Here is a 20,668-nt window from a genome sequence, read left to right as displayed (position 1 = left end):
CGAGGAGAATTCATGCCGCATCGCGAGGCCAGTATTGCGTCATATATAAGTGTCGTGCATCAGGAACTGCTGATAGCTGGGTATCGAATCGGAGGACCATGCGACCAAGCGGTCGGTAAGGAAGTCGTGCGGAATCCGTATGACGGCTCCATTGTCGGAACGGTGGCAGAGGGCGGATGGTCGGAGCTTTCGACGGCGCTTGCCTCGGCTCATGATGCCTTCGATAGCTGGCGCAAGTCGAGCATTGGGACTCGCATCGAGTTGTTGCTCAATATCGCCAGTTTGACAAAAGCTCGTCGGCAGGAACTGGCTGACCTTGCGGTCAAGGAGATTGGGAAGCCGGTCAACATGGCCCTGGCAGAGGTAGATCGGCTGGTGCGAACCTTCGAACTTGCAGCAAAAGAGTTGGAGAGCGACGAATGGATTTCGCGGCACGTCGACATCTCGTACGATCCCCGTTCGCAGGGGGCGAAGGCGTTTGTCGAAAGGCGGCCGCGTGGCGTCGTGTATGCCATCACACCTTACAATTGGCCCTACAATCTGGCCGCGCATAAGCTGGCCCCCGCGCTGGCCACCGGCAACACGGTGATCCTAAAGCCGAATCCGCTGTCGGCGCTGTGCACGCTCACCTTGGCCCACCTGATCCACGAAGCCGGGTGTCCACCGGGAGTGGTGAACTGCTGGAACGGCCCGACTCCACTGGTCGAAAAGGCCTTACGAGATCCGAGAGTGAAGATGATTTCGTTCACGGGTTCGGCGGCGGTCGGCTGGTCGATCAAGCAGGCTCACTCGCAGCTACCAGTGACGTTGGAGCTTGGCGGGAATGCACCAGCTATCATCTGCTCATCCGCCGATCTGGATCAAGCGATTGGCAAGCTGGTGCCAAGCGCTTATGGATACGCCGGGCAAGTGTGCATCTCGCTCCAGAATTTGTATGTCCACGAGTCTGTGTATGACGAAGTCCGAATCAGGCTGATCGAGGCAGTGAAGGCGGTATCGACCGGCGATCCGAGTAGGGAAGAGACCCTTTGCGGTCCTCTGATCGGTACGAATCTGGTTGAGAAGATCTTGAACATGATCGACGCGTCAGGAGGGAAGGTGTTGGTCGGTGGAGAACCGAACGGCAATCTTTTGCCGCCTCAGTTAATCGAGGAGCCGCGTCCAGGCTCGCCGCTGATGACGGAAGAGGTTTTTGGGCCTGTCCTTACTCTCAGTCGCTTTTCGGATCTAGGTGACCTTGCCAAAGACCTCAATTGCGGAAAGTACGGAATCCATGCGTCGATCTTTACGAACTCGGATGACGACATTCTGGTCGCTTCCGAGATCGAAACTGGGGGCCTGATTGTGAACGATTCGCCGAGCCTGCGATTCGACAGTCTGCCGTACGGGGGAGTGCGCGAGAGCGGATTTGGGCGCGAGGGCGTTTGCTATGCAATGGAAGAGATGACCGAGCTTCGGTCAACGGTGATTCGCCCTTGAAGTGTAGGTGCTCCTTTCGGAGCACCGTTCGTAGAGGTTTCACTTTCTTCACTCGCCGAAGCGAGATCCGAAACTTTAGTATTCCAGAGTGACTTGGGCCATCTGGGTTGAGAGGGCGGCCAATCAGGCGAAACGCAAGCGCATCAGGCCCGGGCCGTAAAATCTTTACGGATTCTTTTTGTACTTGGTTGTCGTTTTGGACGTCTTCAGTTCGAGCCCGTCCTTGTCCATCGACATTTTGTACTGTTGCACGACCCCGGTCTTGGCCTTGAAAAGGAGCTTTTCTCCGTCGGCCTTCCATTCCATGTCGTCGTTGATTTCCTGCTTGCCCTTCGGGGTGTTGGCAAAGCCATGGATATGGACGGTTCCGTCCTCCTTCATGTCCAGGTTTTGGCTCTTGTCGTCGTTTGACCAGGAGCCGACGAGCTTCTTGTCGACGCTTCCTTCAAAGGGAACCGTAGCCTGGGTTGGCGCGGTTACAACTTCGTCGTCAGGATTCGAGCAACCTACGACTGCGGAGAGAATGAGGATCGGTACTAGTATTCGTTTCATGATTGAGCCGGCGGGGCCCAAGGTTTCCCTTGGACACCCGCGCTTATCTTCCTTTCACTTATCGATTTGAAGGTTGATTTGAACGCCCTTTGTTCTGATCGGCCATAGCCTTCGAGTACTCCGACATCTGGGACGCGTGGGCAGCCGCTTCAGGCGGCATTTTGTCCAGTTGCTCCTTGGTCGGGGGCGGGGTCGTTGGATTGTTGGTCACGTCGAGGTGGTCGGAATTACATCCGACCACCGCTCCAACCATCGCGAGGAGAACGAAGTACTTCATCCGAGTGGCGAATCTTGTCCGTAACAAGGGTTACCCGGGGCAAACATCCACTGCCAGTTGTCGCCTCCTGGAGGGTTGTGGCTAAAGCCCGGATAGACCTGCGTACACCAGTTCAGCGAGAACTTCTTGACGCCCTTGGCGTGGCCGTCTCCCCAGACGACGTTGGCGACCTGCGTGTAGCGGTAGCGCGGCATTGCGTACTGGTTGTAGTTGTTGCCGTCGCCTTCGTTCTTCGCGCCGCTGTTGGGACCGCCAGTGACGTTCGGAGGCCATACTTCGCCGCCGTAGAACCACCAGTCGCCTTCCAGCGTGGTCGGTCCGGAGTTCGACCAATCGGGGTTCAGACCGTTGGTCGTGATGAGAAGCTGGTTGGCCGGTCGGCTGAGCTGGGTTGTGGAGACGGACGGTCTCGGTGCGCCTGTACCGCCAAGGGTACAGCCAGTCTCATTAGCGTAGGCGAAGTAGCCGCCGCAGATCATCTCGGGGAAGATTGCGTTGTGCGCACCGTAGCCGTTGACCGAGTTACCCGGTTCGGTTGGCGAGCGCCAGATTCCACCCACAGCCCTCTCTTTGCCCATCGTGTAGGGGTTGCTCTTATCGATTCCACTCTTAATATAAGGGTTCGTGAATTCTCGCCAGGAGTACCAATACCCGGTAGGGTTTGCCATGTCGGCCGGATAGCCGCCACGGGCATAGTAGTCGTCGTTGTCAGCGGCGTACATCATCGTCCCAAGCCCGATTTGCTTGAGATTAGAAAGGTCAGCCGCCTTCTTTGCCGCAAGCTTGGCCTGAGCAAAGACTGGGAAAAGAATCGCCGCTAAGATTGCGATGATCGCAATCACGACGAGGAGTTCGATGAGCGTAAACGCTCGATTATTTTTCATCATTGCTTACGTGTCCTCCTTTGGACGGGTCGTCGAGTCTCTCTCGACCAAGGTTGTTTCAAATCGTACGGATGCCGGTGCGGTGTTGCACTCGATGAGGGCGATGAGCGTTTCGGCGGCGTGGCGGGACATTCTGCCGATGGGTTGCTCAATCGTGGTGAGGTTGGGTTCGATGAGGGTTGTGACCGGTGCGTTGTCGAAGCCGACGACAGAGATGTCGTCGGGGATGCGCAAACCCTTCTGCTTGCAGGCTCGATAGAAGCCGACGGCGACTTCATCGTTGGCGCAACAAACTGCGGTGGGCAGGGATTTTTGGGCCAGCAGTAACCCCCCGGCACGCTGGCCCGTGTCTGGATGAAACATCGCGGAAACCATCCATTCCTCGCGAATCGGGAGGTCAAGTTCTCTCATGGCCTCGACAAAGGCCGTATTGCGTTCGTGGCCATCGACGAGGTCCTCGGGACCGAGGAGCATGCCGATCTTTCTATGTCCAAGATCGGCTAAGTGCCGGACGGCCTGGCGGATGCCGGATCGATTGTCGATTTCAAAGCTGGTGGAGTCCCGTCGGTGGCCGCTGACGATGACGTGGGGGAATTCGATCTCCTGAAGGTAGTCGAGACCGGTCGAGTCCTCTTGGGGGGCGAGGAAGATCGCGCCGTCGCATCGGCCATCGAGAAGGGGATAGAGGGACTCCTTCGATTCGGTCGAGCTGATCTGGGTGAGCAGCAACACGTCTTGTTGCATGTCCTCGCAGGCGTTGACGATGCCATTGAGCATGTTCACGAAGTACGGACCGATGATCATGTCCCGCTCGATCCGGGTCGGAACCACGCCGATGACGTGACTGCGCCGGGTGATGAGGGACCGAGCGACCCGGTTCGGGCGGTAGTGAAGCTTGCTCGCGACTTCGAGGATGCGCTGCTTGACGTCTTCGGGAACAGGACGGGGACCGTCGTTCAGCGCATAGCTGACCGTGCTCACCGACACCTTTGCCTCTCTCGCAATATCCTTGATCGTCGCCATCGCCGTCTGGATTCCGAAACGTTTCGCGAAACGTTTCGGAATACTATACACCAAGTTTTTCGGACGTGCGCAGAAAATGTAATTTGCGGTTAGAAAATCAGAGGAAATTCTTTTAGCCTTCTTACAGGGCAAAGAAGCAGGACTAAAGGACTATCCTCGTCAATCTTTCCTTCGCAGGTGGGGGAACTATCGCTCCCAGGCATAAGTCCCAGTTTTCGTTTCTGCATTCTTTTGATAGAATGTCAGCATCGAGCATTTGTACCAGTTCTGAACTTGGAGGGTCTATCTTGAAATTATTGTCAACTTCCTTGGTCCTGGCCGTTGCGGGACTATCTTTTGCTAACCCGACATTTCGTGTCCCTGTCCCCACATCGGAGCAGTTGAGTGGCCAGATTGTGCCCGGCTTCGTGATGGTGAAGTATAAGAAGGAGGCTGCGGACGCGATCGCAAATGGGCAGCCGTTACGCCCCGTACGAGCGGGCGGCACTGGTGGCGTTCAACTGACCTACCAGTCAAGGCTTGGCAAGTCCGGCTGGATTATGTATCGAATGCCGACGATCGTCGATCCAGTGAAGGCAGCCGATTATCTTCGAAAGAATGAGCCTGGGGCAATCACAGTCGAAAATGTCCATACGGTTCACACGCTTTTAGGCCCGCCCAACGATCCCGACTTTAACGCGCTCGAGGTCGATGATGGTTCGGGAACCTACTTCCTCGACTTCCGCGACGATCAGTCTGTGCCTCTCTCGTTCCGTCGAGACTGGCACCTCGATGAAATCGACGCCCTAAACGGGTGGTCGACCTGGCCCAACACATATTACACGGCGGCCAACAAGCCGACGAACACCCCGACGATTGCGATCATCGACAGCGGCTGTGACATGGACCATCCCGACTTTATGAATGCGGGCGGCTCAGGTAGCGATGTGACGCAGGGCGGTCAAATCGACAAATCTCGATCCATCAAGTTTCAACTTGGCGATGTGGTGCCGGGTGGCGACCCCACCGATATGAACGGGCACGGAACCCATGTGACCGGCTTGGCGCTTGCGTCGGGCAACAACGGTAGTTTTGTCGGTCACGGCACCTTGGGTACGGGCTACTCCTGCAAAGGCATGATCATCAACTGTATGCAGGACAACGGTAGCGGCTTGGACTCCGACGTGGCGGGCTCGATCTACTGGGCGACCGACAACGGTGCCGATGTGATCAGCATCAGCCTTGGCACCACTAACTTCAGTCAGGTAATGCAGGACGCTGTGACCTACGCGACCGAAAAAGGTTGTGTGGTGGTCTGTGCTGGCAATGAAAATGGGAACGGAGGCGGCGACCTCGGGCCAATCTGGCCAGCGGCTAGCAGTGGCGCGCTCGGCGTTACCGCAAATGGTCCCAACTGGACGTTTGCTAGCTATGCGGGTTATGGTTGGTACGTTGACGTCGGCGCTCCTGGCGGCGACTTCCAGCAGGTCGGCGACATCTTTAATGGCGACGGCTACTACGTGATCCAGTTCGACTGGTCAACTGCGACGCGCTATGACAACTACATCACGATCAATCAGTTGGCCTTTCCGCCCTACACGCTGGACTACACGTACCTAACCGGTACGAGCATGGCTTGTCCGGTGGTTTCGGGATCGCTTGGCAACTACATGGCGATGAACAACTGGCGTCACGGTGACTGGAATAACATCAAGGTCTATCGAGCGGCAGAACTCGCGGCCCAGAGCCAAGGCGCCGCGTTCGGAGGTTGGGAACCGACCAACGGTTACGGTTTCTTCGATCTGGATGCGTTAATGCGAAACCAGGATTCCCGTGGTGCGCAGATCGGCGGTGTTGAGGGCGTTATCTACTATGGTGGAACGCCGATCGGCAACGCTTCGATCCAAGCCCAGAAGTGGGATCCTACGACGGGAACATCCTCGGGCACGAAGTATTCGACGACGTCGTACGCGACAGGTAACTTCCGATTCGACGGCATGCCTCCCGGCTACTACAAGGTCTGGGGCGTGGCTTTCGGATCGCGAAAGGACATCTATGTTCAGGTCAAGGCTGGTTCGGACCGAAGTGGAATCGACTTCTACTGCGGACCTCCCGTCATCGACTCGGACGGGCCGGTCGTTCAGCGGCTGAACCTCACTTCGGTGACGGCGACTGGCCTTGGCGTCGACCACTTCGCCTACGACCCCGACACGCGGCTTGAAGACATCACCTTCCAGGTTCTGGATTCGAGCAACAACGTGGTCGTGAACCCGTATCGCATCTTCCCCGAAGGTTCGGCCGTGACGTTCCCGTTCGGAACAACGCTCCCGAACGGCTCGTACAAAATGCGAGCGATCTACACCAACGGCGAAGGCTTTACGACGACGGTCGATAAGCCGTTCACCATTGGTACGGCTTCGGTCAACGTCTCGGGCACGATTACGTTGCAGAACTTCGGAACGACGAATGATCGTACGATCACGGTCGATATTCGCACCCATGGCACGACGACTGTCCTGGAAAGCCACAACATCACCGTTCACAACGGCTCGGCTTTCTCATTCACGACGACGCGCCAGGGCAACTTCGACCTCGCGTTCAAGGGCGCGCACTTCCTGCGAAAGACCCTTACGAACGTGAATATCGGAAGCACCGGCGTGAGTGGCCTGACTCCAAGCCTGAAGAATGGCGACTGCGACGGAAGCAACGTTGTCGGTACGTCGGACTTCAACGCCATGCGAGCCGCTTGGGGTTCAATTTCGACTTCGTCGAACTGGAATGCCAACTGCGACCTCGATGGCAACGGCACGGTTGGAACGGCAGACTTCAATATTCTCCGTAACTTCTGGGGTCAACTCGGCGACAACTAAGGTCCGGCGGACCGCAAAAGCCCTCCTGTGTTCTGGACACAAGGAGGGCTTTGTGCTTCATAATCAACTCGTATGGCAGAACGGCCAAGTTGGGATACCTACTTTATGGAAATCGCCCATCTGGTTGCGACGCGGGCCACCTGCCCTCGCCTGAGTGTTGGGGCGGTCTTGGTGAAAGATCGTCGCATTCTCGCCACGGGCTATAACGGCGCTCCACGCGGAATCTCGCATTGCCCCGAGGGCGGTCACTCGACTGAATGGCCACAAGGATGTCTGCGGGCGGGTCACTGCATTCGCGCCCTGCACGCCGAGCAGAATGCCCTCTTGTCGGCAGCCATGATCGGTACACCGTGCGCCGGTTCGACCATTTACGTCACCAATCAGCCTTGCAACATGTGTGCGAAGATGATCATCAATGCCGGAATCGAGAAGGTGATTTATGAGGGAGCTTATCTCGACGAGTTTTCGTTAGAACTGTTTAGGGAAGCAGGTACCGAGCTCTATCGATTCTTCGATGGCAGGCTGGAGCCGGTTCAGTAAATGATAGGAGATCACAATCGGGCAGCACTGATGCACAATGTGCAGGAGGCGGGAATCGCCTTCGCAATCGCCGTCTTTGTCAGCTACGTCCTCACGCCTTATGTCCGCAACCTGGCGATAAAGAGAGGGGTTGTGGACGATCCGAAGCAGGACGACCGGCGGGTCCACAAAGAGCCGACGCCTCGCTGGGGCGGTCTGGCCATCTATGCCGGTATCGTGGCGGCGTGGATCATCGCTCTGCTCGTGTTCAATCGCGGGATCGGCGCCTATATCTGGGGCATTTTGGCGATATCGAGCGCTCTCGTGGTGGTTGGGGCGTTGGACGACCTTTACCAGTACAAGGCCAAGATTCAGGCCGGGGTTCTGCTTCTGGCCGGTGTCGCTATTCAGTTTTTCGATGACGGTGTCAAGAATGGCCGGATTCAGATTCAGGGATTCGATGTGCCGTTTGCACCTGGCTACATTCATCTCGCCTGGATGGCGATACCCCTCACGGCGATCTACATCTTCGTGGTGACGAAGACGATGGATACCATCGACGGGATCGATGGATTGACGGCGGGCATTGCGACTATTGCGGCGGCAACCCTTTCCCTAATTGCGATTTACGAAGGGCAGGGAAGAGTAGGCATTCTCGCGGCGGGCATCTGTGGCGCGGCGCTGGGATTCCTACGCCACAACTACAATCCGGCCAAGATATTCATGGGCACTGGCGGCGCTTACGTGCTTGGCTTCACCTTGGCTTGTTTGAGCGTGGTCGGGACCCTTAAGACAGCGGCGGCGGCGGCTATTTTCATGCCCCTCCTGATCTTCGGTCTGCCGATTGTGGACGCGGTCGTTGTGGTGATTAAGCGCATCCGAAGCGGCTCGCCGATCACCCAAGCCGACAAGCGACATTTTCACCACGAACTCTTGGCCCGGGGCCTATCTCAGCGTCAAACCGTAGCGGTACTCTATACGGCGGTCGCGATCCTTTGTGTGATCGGATTGCTGATCGTACGGGTCTACGGAAACCATAAATGAACCTGATTCAAGCCATCGTCTACGGCGTCGTTCAAGGACTGACCGAATTTCTTCCTATTTCGTCCACGGCGCACCTTCGGCTTGTTCCGGCGTTGCTTCACTGGACCGACCCGGGCTCCGCTTTTACGGCGGTCATCCAGCTTGGAACCGTGCTCGCGGTGTTCATCTATTTCTGGAAGGATCTATCCGCTGCGTTCATGGCCTGGGCTCGATCGCTGTCGGGCGACAAATCATCGGTGGAAGCCAAAACCGGCTGGGCGGTGTTCTACGCCACGATCCCGATCGTCATCATTGGCTTGGCGCTTCACAAGTACATCGAGGGGCCCCTTCGGTCGCTCTGGGTGATCGGCGGATCAATGATCGCGATGGGCGTGCTGATGGGATTTGCCGACAAGGGCCAAGGTGGCCGCGACCTTAAGACGGTTGAGCCGATGGACGGCTTGAAGATCGGCCTCTGGCAGTGTCTGGCTCTGATCCCGGGCATGAGCCGAAGCGGCAGTACGATCAGCGGCGCGCTTTTGACCGGTTTCGACCGTGCGGCAGCGGCTCGCCTTTCGTTCTTGATGTCAGTTCCGGCGGTCACGCTGGCGGGCCTCTATGAGGGCGCCAAGGAGTTCAAGCACCTGTCGGGTGGCATGATGACACCGACCCTCGTCTCGACGTTCGTTAGCTTTGTCGTCGGTTACGCCTGTATCGGTTGGCTGATCTCGTTCTTGTCCCGCAAGGGCACGCGGCCCTTCGTTGCTTACCGAATTATCCTCGGCCTCCTGTTGTTTGGCCTTTGTGCCGCCCACGTGATCGATCCGGTCGATCACTCGTCCGATACCGCCAATGTTTCGTCGCAAACCACAACCGCCAACTAGCGTCGAGTGGATCATCGCAGGTCTGGGCAATCCTGGGCCGGAATATGCTCGCACCCGGCACAACGTGGGATTCGATCTCATCGATGTGCTGGCGGATAAGCATCGAATCAAGATTGATCGAGCCAAGCACAAGGCTCGCATCGGAGTCGGAACCATCGATGGTGTCGGCGTTGCTTTGGTGAAGCCGCTGACGTTCATGAACCTCAGCGGCCAGGCACTAGCTCCGATCTTGCGCGAGTATGGAGTGAAGCCCGACCATCTGGTGGTCATCGCGGATGAACTTGATTTCCCGGTCGGGAAGGTTCGGATGAAGCCGAAGGGCGGATCGGCGGGGCACAACGGCCACAAGAGCATCATTCACTCGCTGGGCACCGACGAATATCCGCGCATCCGAATCGGTATTCACTCAGAGCGGCGCAACGAAACCATCGACTTCGTGCTGTCCAAGTTCCATCCCGAGGAGCGCGTCGATGTCGACGCCGCGATCCGCAAGGCGATCGCCGGGATTGAGATGCTTGTTGAGAGCGGCGTCGAACGCGCTCTCAACATCGTGAACGAAGGTGCATAATATTTTTTAAACTTTTATTGTCATATTCATGTGGCAGTGCCTATATAATGTGACCGCAATGAAACTATTTGCGTTTATTGGAGTGTTACTTGGAAGTGTTACCTTTGCCGGAATGGCGCAAGAGACTTTCGCTCAAGCCGGAGCGGGTGGGGGACAGAACAGTAATCCCTGGACTATCACCTATGACTACGCTGGAACAGACACCTATGTGTATCCGAAATGGGATCAGTCTCAAGGAAGTTATCGACTCTACACCTACACCAGAGACTGGAAGACTGGTCGATGGTCTGAAGATGGGGCACTTTTGCCTCAAGGAGTCGCTGTTCCCTCACAAGCATCGTGGAATACGCCGACCTCATTTTCTGGTTCCGCGGAATCCACAGGAATTATTAAGATCACGGCGACTTGGAACGGAACTGGGAGTCCGCCGAATTATATGTACTTAGGAATATCCAGTAGCGCTTCTAGCGCGGAATTAGGGGATGCAACTGGTGGATCTTACAGCGGATCGGACGGGCAAGGGGACCCATACACAATATCCGGTGATTCTGGCGAGAGTGCTGGAACTCATGCCAAAAAGCTCTCCGTTGGCTCAGACAATACAGCTTCTTACTACGTATCCGTATCTGCAAAAGCGACAAAGACCGGCTTGAAGGCTAATCTTGGAGCGGGTTGCGGCGCAGACGCGGCTTTGGACCCAAAGGCACTTGGAGTAAGTAGCTCTCCAACCTACTATAGGGATGAAATTAATACTGGCACTCCCGAAATCAGGCGTACCCTAGTGGATTCACCTGAGTTTGACGCTCAAACGTGTGTCTTTGCTGCAAAGTCTAAGTGGATTGGCTACTTGGTTCCACCTCACTCGGACTTTGACGGTGGAACGGTGGATCGCACCTATGGGGTCGCTCGGCTTGGGAATTGGGTAAAAAGGAACGAATCGTTCGTTTCGTCTGTTGATCAAGGAAGTAAAGTTGAACTATGGGATGGTGGTCCGACATGGGACATGTTTTACGTTAGTGGAGTCGAGCACCTTATGGATATAAGTGTAGACGACATGTTTTCGATGAGGACTACTCCAAAATACGTGACGCTGAGGGTGCAAAGTACCGATCCATTTTCCACAAACGTGGGACCCTTTTCTGGCACGATGAAAGCGGAAATCTGGGCACCAGCGAGGCTCCTAAGTTCGTATAATTACGATTCATTGACGGATTGGTATGAGCCGGCACTACAGGGCCCTAACGGAAACTACACGCTAAGACAGGACCTTACTGCAGTAGGACAATCCGCTTCGCTGTCCTTCTCGATTACAGAAACCGATACGTACAAATTTCCAGTTGGCCTCTCGACAGGTGTATCTTTTGGAGGAGACATTGGCTTCCTAAAGGCCACTGTAAAGGCTGACATAAATAGGCAAATTGGTGATTCTCAGGGATTTAACATCTCAAGTGGTGCCTCTGTACCCATCGGACCTTGTCAAGACCCAGTGGAAGAGTGGGGTTTACAGATACAAATAAGGACTTATTACAGGGATCGACACGAGGCACTTTATGATGATGAAGGATATGAGTCTGACGACATCGATACGATTTCAAACACTCAGCCAGCCAACATAATTGTCAGGGGCCATTTATTTTCAAGTGGTGGTTCCTATTGATTCTATCTCTGCTGGTTGTAGCCTTACAGAGCCGTTTAGCCCTCTTGCCATCTGAAGTCTTCCCTGCCGGTATGTTGGACCGGCGGGGAGATATTTCCTTGGACAGAGTAGCAACAAAGGATGAGCTCGGATCGTCATACTATCGAGATTTCAAAATCGGTAAATTTGATATGGCCGCGCAGAGTGTAATCACAGAACTTTCATCAGAGCCCGTTACTGCATTCAAAATTAAGTTGGCAATTGACTCTCTTCGCAAGACGACCGTTGTGTCTAAAATTCAAGAAAAAATATCTGACGCACTGCTGGCAAAAGGACTATCGCGACTGAAGAACGGAGAATCACAGCTGGCCATCTGCTATATGTCCGTTTGTTTGCGAGAATTATCTAATTTGAGCAGGCAGGGGCTAAGCAGTGGTACTGCCCAAACTCTTGCTCCTCTAGCTAATTTTGGACAACTGCGTACGTCTAAATCTCTGGGGCATGACTTGACGTTGGCCGCTCTTGGACTTGGCACTATGTCCTATGAATATAGAGCGATTGTCAATGATTGTGTAAAGATGTATCCCGACGAACCGTTCTTTCTAGCTTGCGCTGTCGAGGAGTATACTGGCGGTTATCGCAACGCGGAGGACAAAGAGTTCAAACCGGGATGGGGCCCGAATTGGAAATACGTGGAAACGGCCTGTACGGAGGCGATTAAGCGATGGCCGAACTACCCGACATTTTGGCTCTACCGCGGTCTAGCTTTTCGCCGAAAATCAGATTCTGCCCTGGCTGTAAAGGACTTGACTAGATATCGCGACCTTATACGAGCGAAGGGCGGAAATCGCCTAAAGAACATGGATACGTTAATCGAAGAACTGAAGAAGGCTGTTAAGGTATGACGTCTTAATAAGAGCATCATTGGCGTGTTTACCAAATGAGCGCGTTATTTGTTTGTAATAATGCTTTGGGGCACCAGTCACTTTGGTTGTTTTCATCCAAGGCGATTTCAAGAATTGAATCAGGTCTTTTTCCTAAGTGGCAGGACGTCTGGGGTAGTCTGTTGATGCCTTTGTTGTAGAGGATTGGTGGCAACAGGCTTCGTATTTTTGACTTCCTTAGTGAGGATAAGGCCAAGTGTTGCAGGGAGACCAAATAAGCGAGTTGTCTACACCTTTTGTATCTTAGGCCGCCAGAATGTTCGGCTTTTCGGGCTGAACCAATCGACGATTGACGTGGACGCTCAGTTCCTGGTCGATGGCTAGCCACGGGAACCGCTTGATCGCGGCATCGATCTTCTCGAAACCGTTGGCGTGCGTCGCCACAAAGAATTCGTTACCCGAATAGCGACCGATCACTGCGTCGCGCGGCAGACTTGCTACCAGGATCGTTGCGATGTTGCGCAGGACCTCGTCGCCGGCGGTACGACCGAACTTTTCGTTGATCAGCCCCATGTTTGTGACCTCAAAGATCGCGGCAACTTCGAAGTGATTCGACGATGCCTGGGCGAGGGCCTCATTTTGATTGAGGACTGCGGTCAGCGGGTCGTAGCGGAGCATGGTTTCGACGCGCGAGTGGTGTCGCTCGATCTGCCGCTCCGTGAATATCCAGCCGTTCTCTTGTTGAGCGATGGTCTCGACCGGAACGAGCGCTTGACCAATACCAAGCGTCATGTCGTGGACCTTGGCCCAGCGGGTCATGCGGGACTGCTGAGCTTTCTGTTCGAGCTCGGCCGATTTACGCATGGCCAGCATGGCGGCGCGGTAGTTTCGTTCGCCCTCGAGGACGGACGAATTGAAAAGTTGAATGAGCGCCATGTCGTCGACGGGCGTCGCGTCCGGTGCTTCGTCGATGGCCGACGCCAGGAACCGGCGAGCCTCGTTTGAGTTTCCACAAAGAAAATGGGCGTAGCCGATAGCGCCCTGGATGCGCGCTTCGGAACTGTAGTGGCCACCGTGAGTCGAGGCCTCTAGGGCAATCTGCAGATTCTGCAGGGCTTCTTCAGGTCGATCCTGGATGAGGAACGCCTCTCCGAGCGAATGGTAAGCCTGCTCCATCGCGAGCGGCGTCAGGTCATTGGCGTACTGGTCGAGGACCTTCAGGACAATGGCGGTCGCGATCTGGGCATCGTAGTAGGAAAAGCCCTTGTCGCCGACAAACGATCGCTGCCACGCCTTTTCGACGTAGGTTCGGGCGAGCGAGATTCTCAAGTCGATTTGAGTCGCCGTGTCGTCGAGCAGAGTCACTAATTCGAGGGCGCTGACTTGGCATCGGATTGAGTGATCGAGCAGGCCGAGCGAGCAGTAGTTGGCCCCGTAGTGCATCAGGATCCACGCGGTGCCGCGCATGTCGCGAATCTGTTGGAAATAGTCGAAAGCGATCTGCCAGTCGGAGAACGCGAGGACCGAGTTTCCTTGGGCGTAAGCGATCCAGCCTCGGGCCTGGTGAATGCGGGCGATGACGTAGGTCAGCCGAAGCTCGAAAGCCAGTTTCTGGGCTTCGCCGATATGACGAGCGGCTTCTTCGAATCGGCCCAGGCTCGCATAGCTCGAACCGAGCGCGGCGAAGGCGAATGCTTGAGTCTCCGTGTCGTCATCATGCGCAAAATTCAGCGCACTATTGGCGAGTTCGAGGGCTTGATACGGAATCCGATTGCTCAGTTCGAGCGCGGATTTAGCATCGCTGAGGGCTTGCTCTTGTCGTTCAGTCATATCGGCGGTTTGCTGATATTGTCGGTTCTAGATGGCACCAACCTTACGCTGAACGACTCGCTGAATTGCTGGTTTTAGGATTGGACCGGCAGACGGTTCCGGCGACGGTTGACAACCCACATGACCACACCGAAGACGACGAGGAAATCGTCTAGCCATCCAATAACGGGTAAGAAGTCGGGCAAGACATCAAATGGAAACAGTAGATACGCCGTCGCCAGAGCGCAGGCGATCCGCACGGGCCAAGGATTGTCGGCATTCTTGGCTGCCTTGGCAAACCGAATCGTTTGGTTCACGTTACAATTTGACGGGTTGCTGGACTAGCGCGTTCCGCCGGAGGACTTTCCGCCCCCGCCTCCATCTTTGGTCTTGGGGTTCTTGGCTTCCTTCATGGCGGTGGTCTCGAAAGGCAACGGCGTCAGGGCAGGAAGCGACCTGATCTTGCCGCTCTTTTGGTAGTCGGCGAGCTTTTTCTGAAGCGAAGAAATGCGGCTCTTGTCGTCCGGGTGGGTGCTCAGGAATTCCGGCGTACTGCCCGAGCCCTTCAAGTGCTCGAACATTTGGAAGACTTGGATCATGCCTTCGGGGTTATAGCCCGCTCTTAAGTCGAAATCGAAGCCAAATTGGTCGGCTTCGCGTTCCTGGCCGCGGCTGGCGGCAAGGTTAAAGCCAAACTCGTTGACGACCTGCAGAATGTCCATCTGTTGGCGTTTAACGCCAAAAAGCGTTCCAAGCAGGATCAGACCTGCCTGTTTCTCCTGTTGGGAGTTGACGGCGCTCGCCCAGTGTTGGCGGCGTACGTGGGTGAGCTCGTGCCCCATGATGCCCGCGATTTCATCGACATTGGTGAGTTTGTCGAGAAGACCGGTAAAGAAGAAGACTGGGCCTCCGGGAATGGCGAAAGCATTGACTTCTTTCGAGTCGATAACGTCAAACGAGTACTGCCAAATCTCTTTCTTCTTCTCTTCTGGGGTTCGAGCATCGAGGAATCGTTGGCCGACCTCCCGAAGCAGTTTGACTCGCGGGTCCGAATCGGGCAGGACTTTGTTTTCTTTGCGAATCTTAGCCGCGTATTCTTTACCTGCCTTTACCTGGTCAGCGGGAGACGGTTTGAATAGCTGGGCATTGGCGGATGCAACCGTCAAGGCTATCGAAATCGTTCCTAAGAGCTTTTTGGTCATGGCTGAACTCCTTTCCTATTCTACGGATTTAGGACGACCCGTATCCGGTCACGGATCGGCGTCTGTCAAAAAAGTTACCTTTAGTACCAGAATCTTCGCGATTCGTGGAATAAGCCATTTGTATCTCCTAACCGTGGGTTTAGAAGCGACAAACAGAGTCCCGCATTTTCCACAAATGTCTGAGGATTCAAAAATGAAACTCCGAAACTTTTGAATGGGAGCATCCCGGATTAAGACTGGGAGGATGTCAAACCATATGAAGCGAAACAACATGCGAAATCGAGCGTTTACGCTCGTCGAAATCATGATCGTCGTCCTGATCATCGGTATCTTGATGGCGATCGCAGTCCCGAACTTTGTCAAGGCTCGAGAGAGCAGCCGCAAGAATTCCTGTATTGCCAACCTTAAGCAGATCGACTCTGCCAAAGAGCAGTGGGCAATGGATAACAAGAAGGATGCCGGCGCCTCCGTCGCGATGACCGACCTCGTCGGTGCGACGCTTTACCTGAAGGCCAATCCGAGCTGCCCGAGCGGCGGTACGTACACCGTCGACAACATCGGCACCAACCCGAGCTGTTCGGTGTCCGGTCACGCGCTGCCGTAAGGATTCTGATCCTTTCAGTCAAAAAGCCCAGGTTCAAAACCTGGGCTTTTTTTGCTTTAGACCGGTCGCCAATTCACGATTAAGGCATTTTTACTGTGTGGGAATTGGTGGCGGCAGGGAAAGTTGCAACCATTGAGGAGAATTCCGCGTGGCGGAAGATCTGAAACAATGAAGCGAAACAACATGCGAAATCGAGCGTTCACGCTCGTCGAAATTATGATCGTCGTCCTGATCATTGGTATCTTGATGGCGATCGCAGTCCCGAACTTTGTGAAGGCTCGAGAGAGCAGCCGCAAGAATTCCTGCATTGCCAACCTGAAGCAGATCGACTCTGCTAAAGAGCAGTGGGCAATGGACAACAAGAAGGATGCCGGTGCCTCCGTTGCAATGACCGACCTCGTCGGTGCGACGCTTTACCTGAAGGCCAATCCGAGCTGCCCGAGCGGCGGTACGTACACCGTCGACAACATCGGTACCAACCCGAGTTGTTCGATCTCTGGCCACGCGCTGCCGTAAGGAAAACTCCTTCCAGTCTAGGGTCCGGGCCGTATGGTCCGGGCCTGTCCGCAGTTTGATGGTCACAAAGGCAGTCTTCTTGCCACTTTACTGAATTTGATGTGTTGGTTTTGGGACCCGAGGTGGAATAAGAAAAGAAATCGCGGAGAATATATGAAATTCGGCGGATCCCAACGAATGAGAGGCTTTACTCTCGTCGAGATCATGATTGTGGTCTTGATCATCGGCATTCTTTTGTCTATCGCCGTTCCGAGCTTTATCCAAGCTCGCCAATCCGGCCGACGTTCTTCGTGTCTTGCCAACATGAAAGAAATCGAGTCTGCCAAAGAGCAGTGGGCGATGGATAACCGCAAGAGCAACGGTGACACCGTAGCGTTTACGGACCTCGTGGGGATGACTCTCTACATGAAGTCGACCCCATCGTGCGCCGAAGGCGGTACCTATTCGCTCAATCCGATCGGCACGGTTCCGACCTGCACCGTTTCGGGCCACGTTTTGCCCTAAAATTACGAGCCCAAGGAACCCAAATTCCTGCATAAGTACCAGCCCCGGTAATCGCACTTAATGGAAGAAATTTCTTAAGATGCACCAGAAAGCAACTGTTCATAAAGGATTCACTCTCGTTGAAACAATGCTTTCAGTGTTTATGGTCGCTTGTGCAGGAGCCATCTTGGCCAGTGCGATGCCAATTTCGACGTTGAGCCGCAACAAGGCGAACTACGCGAACAAGGCAGCCAATTTTGCTCAAAAAGAAATCGAGTTGATGAAGGCGCAAACCTACGCCAATCTCAACGAAACCAAACTCTACGCTGCCGATCTCATCGATAGCACCACACCGGTGAGCTCCAATACCTTTTCCTGCAATAACACCGACAGCGCTGTCGGCGACCGAGTTACCGACCTGCTTCCCAACGGCAAAGGAACCGTGAAGATCGAACAGGTCGATATTGAACTCAAGAAGATTACACTCTCCATTTCCTGGACCGAAAGGGGAAGAGCCCGCTCTTACGTGGTCTCTTCATTGGTGGCCAACTTATGAGGAAACATACGAATCGTCGCAAGCGCGCGGCAACTCTCCTCGAAGTTATCACGGCTTCCGCCATTTCGGTATTCACACTTGTAGGCGGTGTTGCCTGCTACATGGCCGGCATGATGAGCTGGCTGAAAGGCGTCGGCGCAATGGACTCTATTTCGAGTTCGCAAAACGCCGTTAAGCTGATGGCGCAGCAACTGCGCGAAGCCGTCAGTGTGACGATCAGCAACGATGGGAATACCGTTTCCTACCAACTTCCGTTGAAGGATAGCAGTGGCAGCTACATACTGCCTCTGACCACGGATACCACCGTTCGAAAGTTCACTTTGTCGAACGGAACATTATCGCAAACGATCGGGACTAGCACTCGAACGATTTCGAAAAACGTTCTTACAACCGACCCAACCACGAACGCGTCCTACAAGATCTTTACCGCCAACTCCGGTACGGTCACCCGCCAGGTCATCGTTCAACTTGTCACATCCAAACAAGGATTTCGAAACAACTGGACTCCTTCGCGATCACGTGAGAGCGTGTATCTGCGAAACATTCCGCAACTGTCGAGGTAAACCATGAACCGATTCCGAAGAAAGAGAGGCTCTACTTACCTTGCCGCCACAATGCTGATGGCCCTTTTGAGCGTGGCCGGCATGACGTATATGAGTTCGGCTTCTACCGCTTTGCGTTCGGCCAAGCACCGAGCGCTCGATGTCCAAATGACGCAGCTTTGCGATGCTGGCGTCCAGACCATCCTTCGAACCTACTGGCGTGACTTCAAATCGACCCAGAGTTTCGACTATCTCGAATCGACCTGCCAGAACGCAAGTACCGAACACCCGAAAGCTGTTACGACAGGGACTATGAGTGGTGTTGGCAACTACTCGGTAGGTGTGATCAGCTACTCCGAGCCTAACGGCGATGACTACACGCGGCGCGTGACGTTGCGCGCGGTCGGCTATATCGACAGCAATGGCAACGGGGTCTTGGACTCCAATGAGCCAGCCAAGATTATCGACGTCAAAGTGACGTTCCAGCTCAGCCGTAGCCAAGTCTTTGACTACGTCTACTTCGTGAACAACTATGGTTGGATGGACGGCTTTGGGCCGAGCGACCTGACTATGAACGGCGATATCCGGGCCAACGGTGACTTCACGTTCACGAACGGCACTCCGACCATCAATGGGACGGTCATTGCCACCCAGAACGAAAAACTTAGCACCGGTGTCTCGGGAAACATCTCCGGCACGCCGGTGAAGTGGACGAACTCAACCTACGCCACCTACCAGGGTGGATCGGGTACCTATGTTTCGCGCATGCGTCAAGCGTATGACTCGACGATCCATGGCACCAAAGGATCGACGACCTACGATACTTGGAAGGATGTCCTGTTCGATACCACGGGCAGCGTCCTGAACAACCAGTTGATCGGCTCGACCTTGCAGGATTCCAGTGGATCACGGTCGTGGGTAAAGACGTCTTCTTCCTCGACGCCGACTTTCGCCACAATCGACCCGGCCCCGGCCGAGGAGGTCATCATGCCGGACCTCGGCGACATTGCCGACTACCAAACGGCCAGCGCCGCATATGTGGATACAAAGGCTACTTACGCCGACGGCACCGCAAACCCGTACTACGGGCAGGGCGCTTACGTCGACGTTTGGAACTCGACGACGAACGCCTACCAGCGACTGACTACCAGCGGTTACGTGAACGGATCGGCCGTCATCGTAGGCACTTCCAGCCACCCAATCAAAATCCATGGTCCCGTGACGGTCGCTCAAGATGCCGTCATCAAAGGCTATGTAACAGGCCAAGGGACGATCTATACGGGGCGAAATGTGCACATCGTCGGTTCGATCAAGTATGTGAACGCGCCCGACTTCCGAGGCACCAATCCGACCACGATCGACAACAAGAACGAGAAAGCCGACCTGTTGGGTCTGGCGGCACGCGCATCGGTCATGATGGGCAATCCGAACTCGTTCACATCGACCACGCTCCAATATATGAGCCCTCCGTTTACCAAGTCGCGCCTGGACGAGAATGGCAATACCATTCCCGCGTTCAACGCCTACGACACGGACTCGACAGGGCGAAAGAAATATCAGAGCGTCATCTCGGATACGACGATGAACAGCATCGCGGAAGGCATCAATCAGATCGACGCGGTGATGTACACGAACTTTGTCGGTGGTGGAAACCTAGGTACGTCCGGTGGCGGTGTGACGATCAATGGATCGATCATCAGTCGCGACGAGGCGATGGTGATCTACAGTCTGCCGATGATGATGAACTACGATACGCGGATCAAAGAGCGCACGCTCTCGCAGAAGCCGCTGGTCGACATCAAATTGCCAAGAAGCCCAGTGCTGATGAAGAGCACTTGGCAGGATAGGGGAACGACATATGGTACGTAAACTAATCATTGCCGCCGCGGCTCTTGGGGCTGCGGCATTGAGCCCGGCGCCCATCAACGACGCCCGCGTTGCCCAGCCTCACCACCCTGAGCAAACTCAGGAGCAGGTGGCTAAGCAGCAAGCCTTCAACGGTGTAACGCCGATCGTGGGTCAGGTTCCGGGATATACAAACGACGCTGGACAAGAGGGCGACAAGCCCAGGCCAGGCATGGCGGCCGCTTCGAATGGAGAGGAATCGCTTGTGCTGGGCTCCGAGAAAGCCGACAAGGTCGGGGCGATCACGACGGCCACTAATCGAGTGGCTCAGGAAGAGAAACCCTCGAAGCCGTTATGGATTTGGGGACTGCTTCTGGCGGTCGGTGGATTCCTGGGATGGAAGCTCATTCAATACAAGATTGAAAAGAGTACTCCGATCCCAGAACTGAGTAAGAAGATGCTGAGAGAGATTAGCGAAGGGAAAATCTAAGCCTTCTCTTTCAGCGCAGCTTCGATAGCCTCGACCACGTCGG

Annotated in this window: 22 protein-coding genes; 15 read left to right on the top strand and 7 right to left on the bottom strand. The window is 54.9% G+C overall.

The genetic code is table 11. The features are described from left to right. Positions 1-12: 12 nt before the first annotated feature. Positions 13-1,479 (top strand): aldehyde dehydrogenase family protein, encoded by a 1,467-nt coding sequence (locus GC165_15685; protein MBI1334311.1) that lies wholly within the window; start codon positions 13-15, stop codon positions 1,477-1,479. A 165-nt stretch (positions 1,480-1,644) separates the two neighbouring features. Here the strand turns inward: GC165_15685 and GC165_15680 are convergent, their stop codons facing one another. From GC165_15680 to GC165_15665, 4 genes are read right to left on the bottom strand one after another with little or no spacing between them, the layout of a single operon-like run. Further along, positions 1,645-2,031, bottom strand: a complete 387-nt coding sequence (locus tag GC165_15680) for a hypothetical protein (GenBank protein ID MBI1334310.1) — start codon at positions 2,029-2,031, stop codon at positions 1,645-1,647. Positions 2,032-2,089: 58 nt separating this feature from the next. Next, the gene (locus tag GC165_15675) at positions 2,090-2,308 is read right to left on the bottom strand and encodes a hypothetical protein (GenBank protein ID MBI1334309.1); all 219 of its coding nucleotides are present in this window, start codon (positions 2,306-2,308) and stop codon (positions 2,090-2,092) included. Then, positions 2,305-3,195, bottom strand: coding sequence for a prepilin-type N-terminal cleavage/methylation domain-containing protein (locus GC165_15670; GenBank protein MBI1334308.1), 891 nt, complete (start codon positions 3,193-3,195; stop codon positions 2,305-2,307). Before GC165_15670 ends, GC165_15675 begins: the two co-directional genes overlap by 4 nt. Positions 3,196-3,198: 3 nt before the next feature. Beyond that, complete coding sequence (locus tag GC165_15665; GenBank protein MBI1334307.1) at positions 3,199-4,215, bottom strand: LacI family DNA-binding transcriptional regulator; 1,017 nt, start codon at positions 4,213-4,215, stop codon at positions 3,199-3,201. A gap of 239 nt (positions 4,216-4,454) precedes the next feature. Here GC165_15665 and GC165_15660 point away from each other — a divergent pair, with 239 nt between their 5' ends. From GC165_15660 to GC165_15630, 7 genes are all read left to right on the top strand, one after another. Next, positions 4,455-7,064: a S8 family serine peptidase gene (locus GC165_15660; GenBank protein ID MBI1334306.1), complete on the top strand. Its 2,610-nt coding sequence runs from the start codon at positions 4,455-4,457 to the stop codon at positions 7,062-7,064. Positions 7,065-7,136: 72 nt separating this feature from the next. After that, entirely contained in the window at positions 7,137-7,604 is a 468-nt protein-coding gene (locus tag GC165_15655) for a cytidine deaminase (protein MBI1334305.1), read from the top strand. Then, positions 7,605-8,627, top strand: a complete 1,023-nt coding sequence (locus tag GC165_15650) for an undecaprenyl/decaprenyl-phosphate alpha-N-acetylglucosaminyl 1-phosphate transferase (GenBank protein ID MBI1334304.1) — start codon at positions 7,605-7,607, stop codon at positions 8,625-8,627. Further along, the gene (gene uppP / locus GC165_15645; protein MBI1334303.1) at positions 8,624-9,490 is read left to right on the top strand and encodes an undecaprenyl-diphosphatase UppP; all 867 of its coding nucleotides are present in this window, start codon (positions 8,624-8,626) and stop codon (positions 9,488-9,490) included. Before GC165_15650 ends, uppP begins: the two co-directional genes overlap by 4 nt. Then, positions 9,459-10,058, top strand: a complete 600-nt coding sequence (locus GC165_15640) for an aminoacyl-tRNA hydrolase (protein MBI1334302.1) — start codon at positions 9,459-9,461, stop codon at positions 10,056-10,058. Before uppP ends, GC165_15640 begins: the two co-directional genes overlap by 32 nt. 58 nt (positions 10,059-10,116) lie before the next feature. Then, positions 10,117-11,715 (top strand): hypothetical protein, encoded by a 1,599-nt coding sequence (locus tag GC165_15635; GenBank protein ID MBI1334301.1) that lies wholly within the window; start codon positions 10,117-10,119, stop codon positions 11,713-11,715. After that, complete coding sequence (locus GC165_15630; protein ID MBI1334300.1) at positions 11,712-12,599, top strand: hypothetical protein; 888 nt, start codon at positions 11,712-11,714, stop codon at positions 12,597-12,599. The genes GC165_15635 and GC165_15630 overlap by 4 nt, the downstream gene beginning before the upstream one ends. 282 nt (positions 12,600-12,881) lie before the next feature. On the opposite strand, the gene GC165_15625 is transcribed toward GC165_15630, so the two are convergent. From GC165_15625 to GC165_15615, 3 genes are all read right to left on the bottom strand, one after another. After that, complete coding sequence (locus GC165_15625; GenBank protein ID MBI1334299.1) at positions 12,882-14,408, bottom strand: diguanylate cyclase; 1,527 nt, start codon at positions 14,406-14,408, stop codon at positions 12,882-12,884. A 74-nt stretch (positions 14,409-14,482) separates the two neighbouring features. Next, on the bottom strand, positions 14,483-14,704 hold the full coding sequence (locus GC165_15620; protein ID MBI1334298.1) for a DUF1232 domain-containing protein: 222 nt from the start codon (positions 14,702-14,704) through the stop codon (positions 14,483-14,485). Between the two features lie 24 nt (positions 14,705-14,728). Continuing rightward, positions 14,729-15,589, bottom strand: a complete 861-nt coding sequence (locus GC165_15615; protein ID MBI1334297.1) for a M48 family metalloprotease — start codon at positions 15,587-15,589, stop codon at positions 14,729-14,731. Between the two features lie 256 nt (positions 15,590-15,845). Between GC165_15615 and GC165_15610 the strand changes: the two genes are divergently transcribed. From GC165_15610 to GC165_15580, 7 genes are all read left to right on the top strand, one after another. Then, a complete protein-coding gene (locus tag GC165_15610; GenBank protein MBI1334296.1) occupies positions 15,846-16,193 on the top strand; it encodes a prepilin-type N-terminal cleavage/methylation domain-containing protein in 348 nt (115 codons plus the stop codon). A gap of 168 nt (positions 16,194-16,361) precedes the next feature. After that, positions 16,362-16,709: a prepilin-type N-terminal cleavage/methylation domain-containing protein gene (locus GC165_15605; protein ID MBI1334295.1), complete on the top strand. Its 348-nt coding sequence runs from the start codon at positions 16,362-16,364 to the stop codon at positions 16,707-16,709. A gap of 33 nt (positions 16,710-16,742) precedes the next feature. Then, complete coding sequence (locus tag GC165_15600; protein MBI1334294.1) at positions 16,743-17,213, top strand: prepilin-type N-terminal cleavage/methylation domain-containing protein; 471 nt, start codon at positions 16,743-16,745, stop codon at positions 17,211-17,213. Between the two features lie 79 nt (positions 17,214-17,292). Continuing rightward, on the top strand, positions 17,293-17,748 hold the full coding sequence (locus GC165_15595) for a hypothetical protein (GenBank protein MBI1334293.1): 456 nt from the start codon (positions 17,293-17,295) through the stop codon (positions 17,746-17,748). Beyond that, the gene (locus tag GC165_15590) at positions 17,745-18,311 is read left to right on the top strand and encodes a hypothetical protein (GenBank protein MBI1334292.1); all 567 of its coding nucleotides are present in this window, start codon (positions 17,745-17,747) and stop codon (positions 18,309-18,311) included. The genes GC165_15595 and GC165_15590 overlap by 4 nt, the downstream gene beginning before the upstream one ends. A 3-nt stretch (positions 18,312-18,314) precedes the next feature. After that, positions 18,315-20,159: a hypothetical protein gene (locus GC165_15585; GenBank protein ID MBI1334291.1), complete on the top strand. Its 1,845-nt coding sequence runs from the start codon at positions 18,315-18,317 to the stop codon at positions 20,157-20,159. After that, entirely contained in the window at positions 20,149-20,625 is a 477-nt protein-coding gene (locus tag GC165_15580; protein ID MBI1334290.1) for a hypothetical protein, read from the top strand. The genes GC165_15585 and GC165_15580 overlap by 11 nt, the downstream gene beginning before the upstream one ends. Positions 20,626-20,668 lie beyond the last annotated feature (43 nt).

This window comes from Armatimonadota bacterium, from assembly GCA_016125185.1.
GTDB lineage: Bacteria > Armatimonadota > Fimbriimonadia > Fimbriimonadales > Fimbriimonadaceae > Fimbriimonas.
Note: the sequence above shows the minus strand (reverse complement) of the source record. Positions and strands in the feature narration are given on the sequence as shown.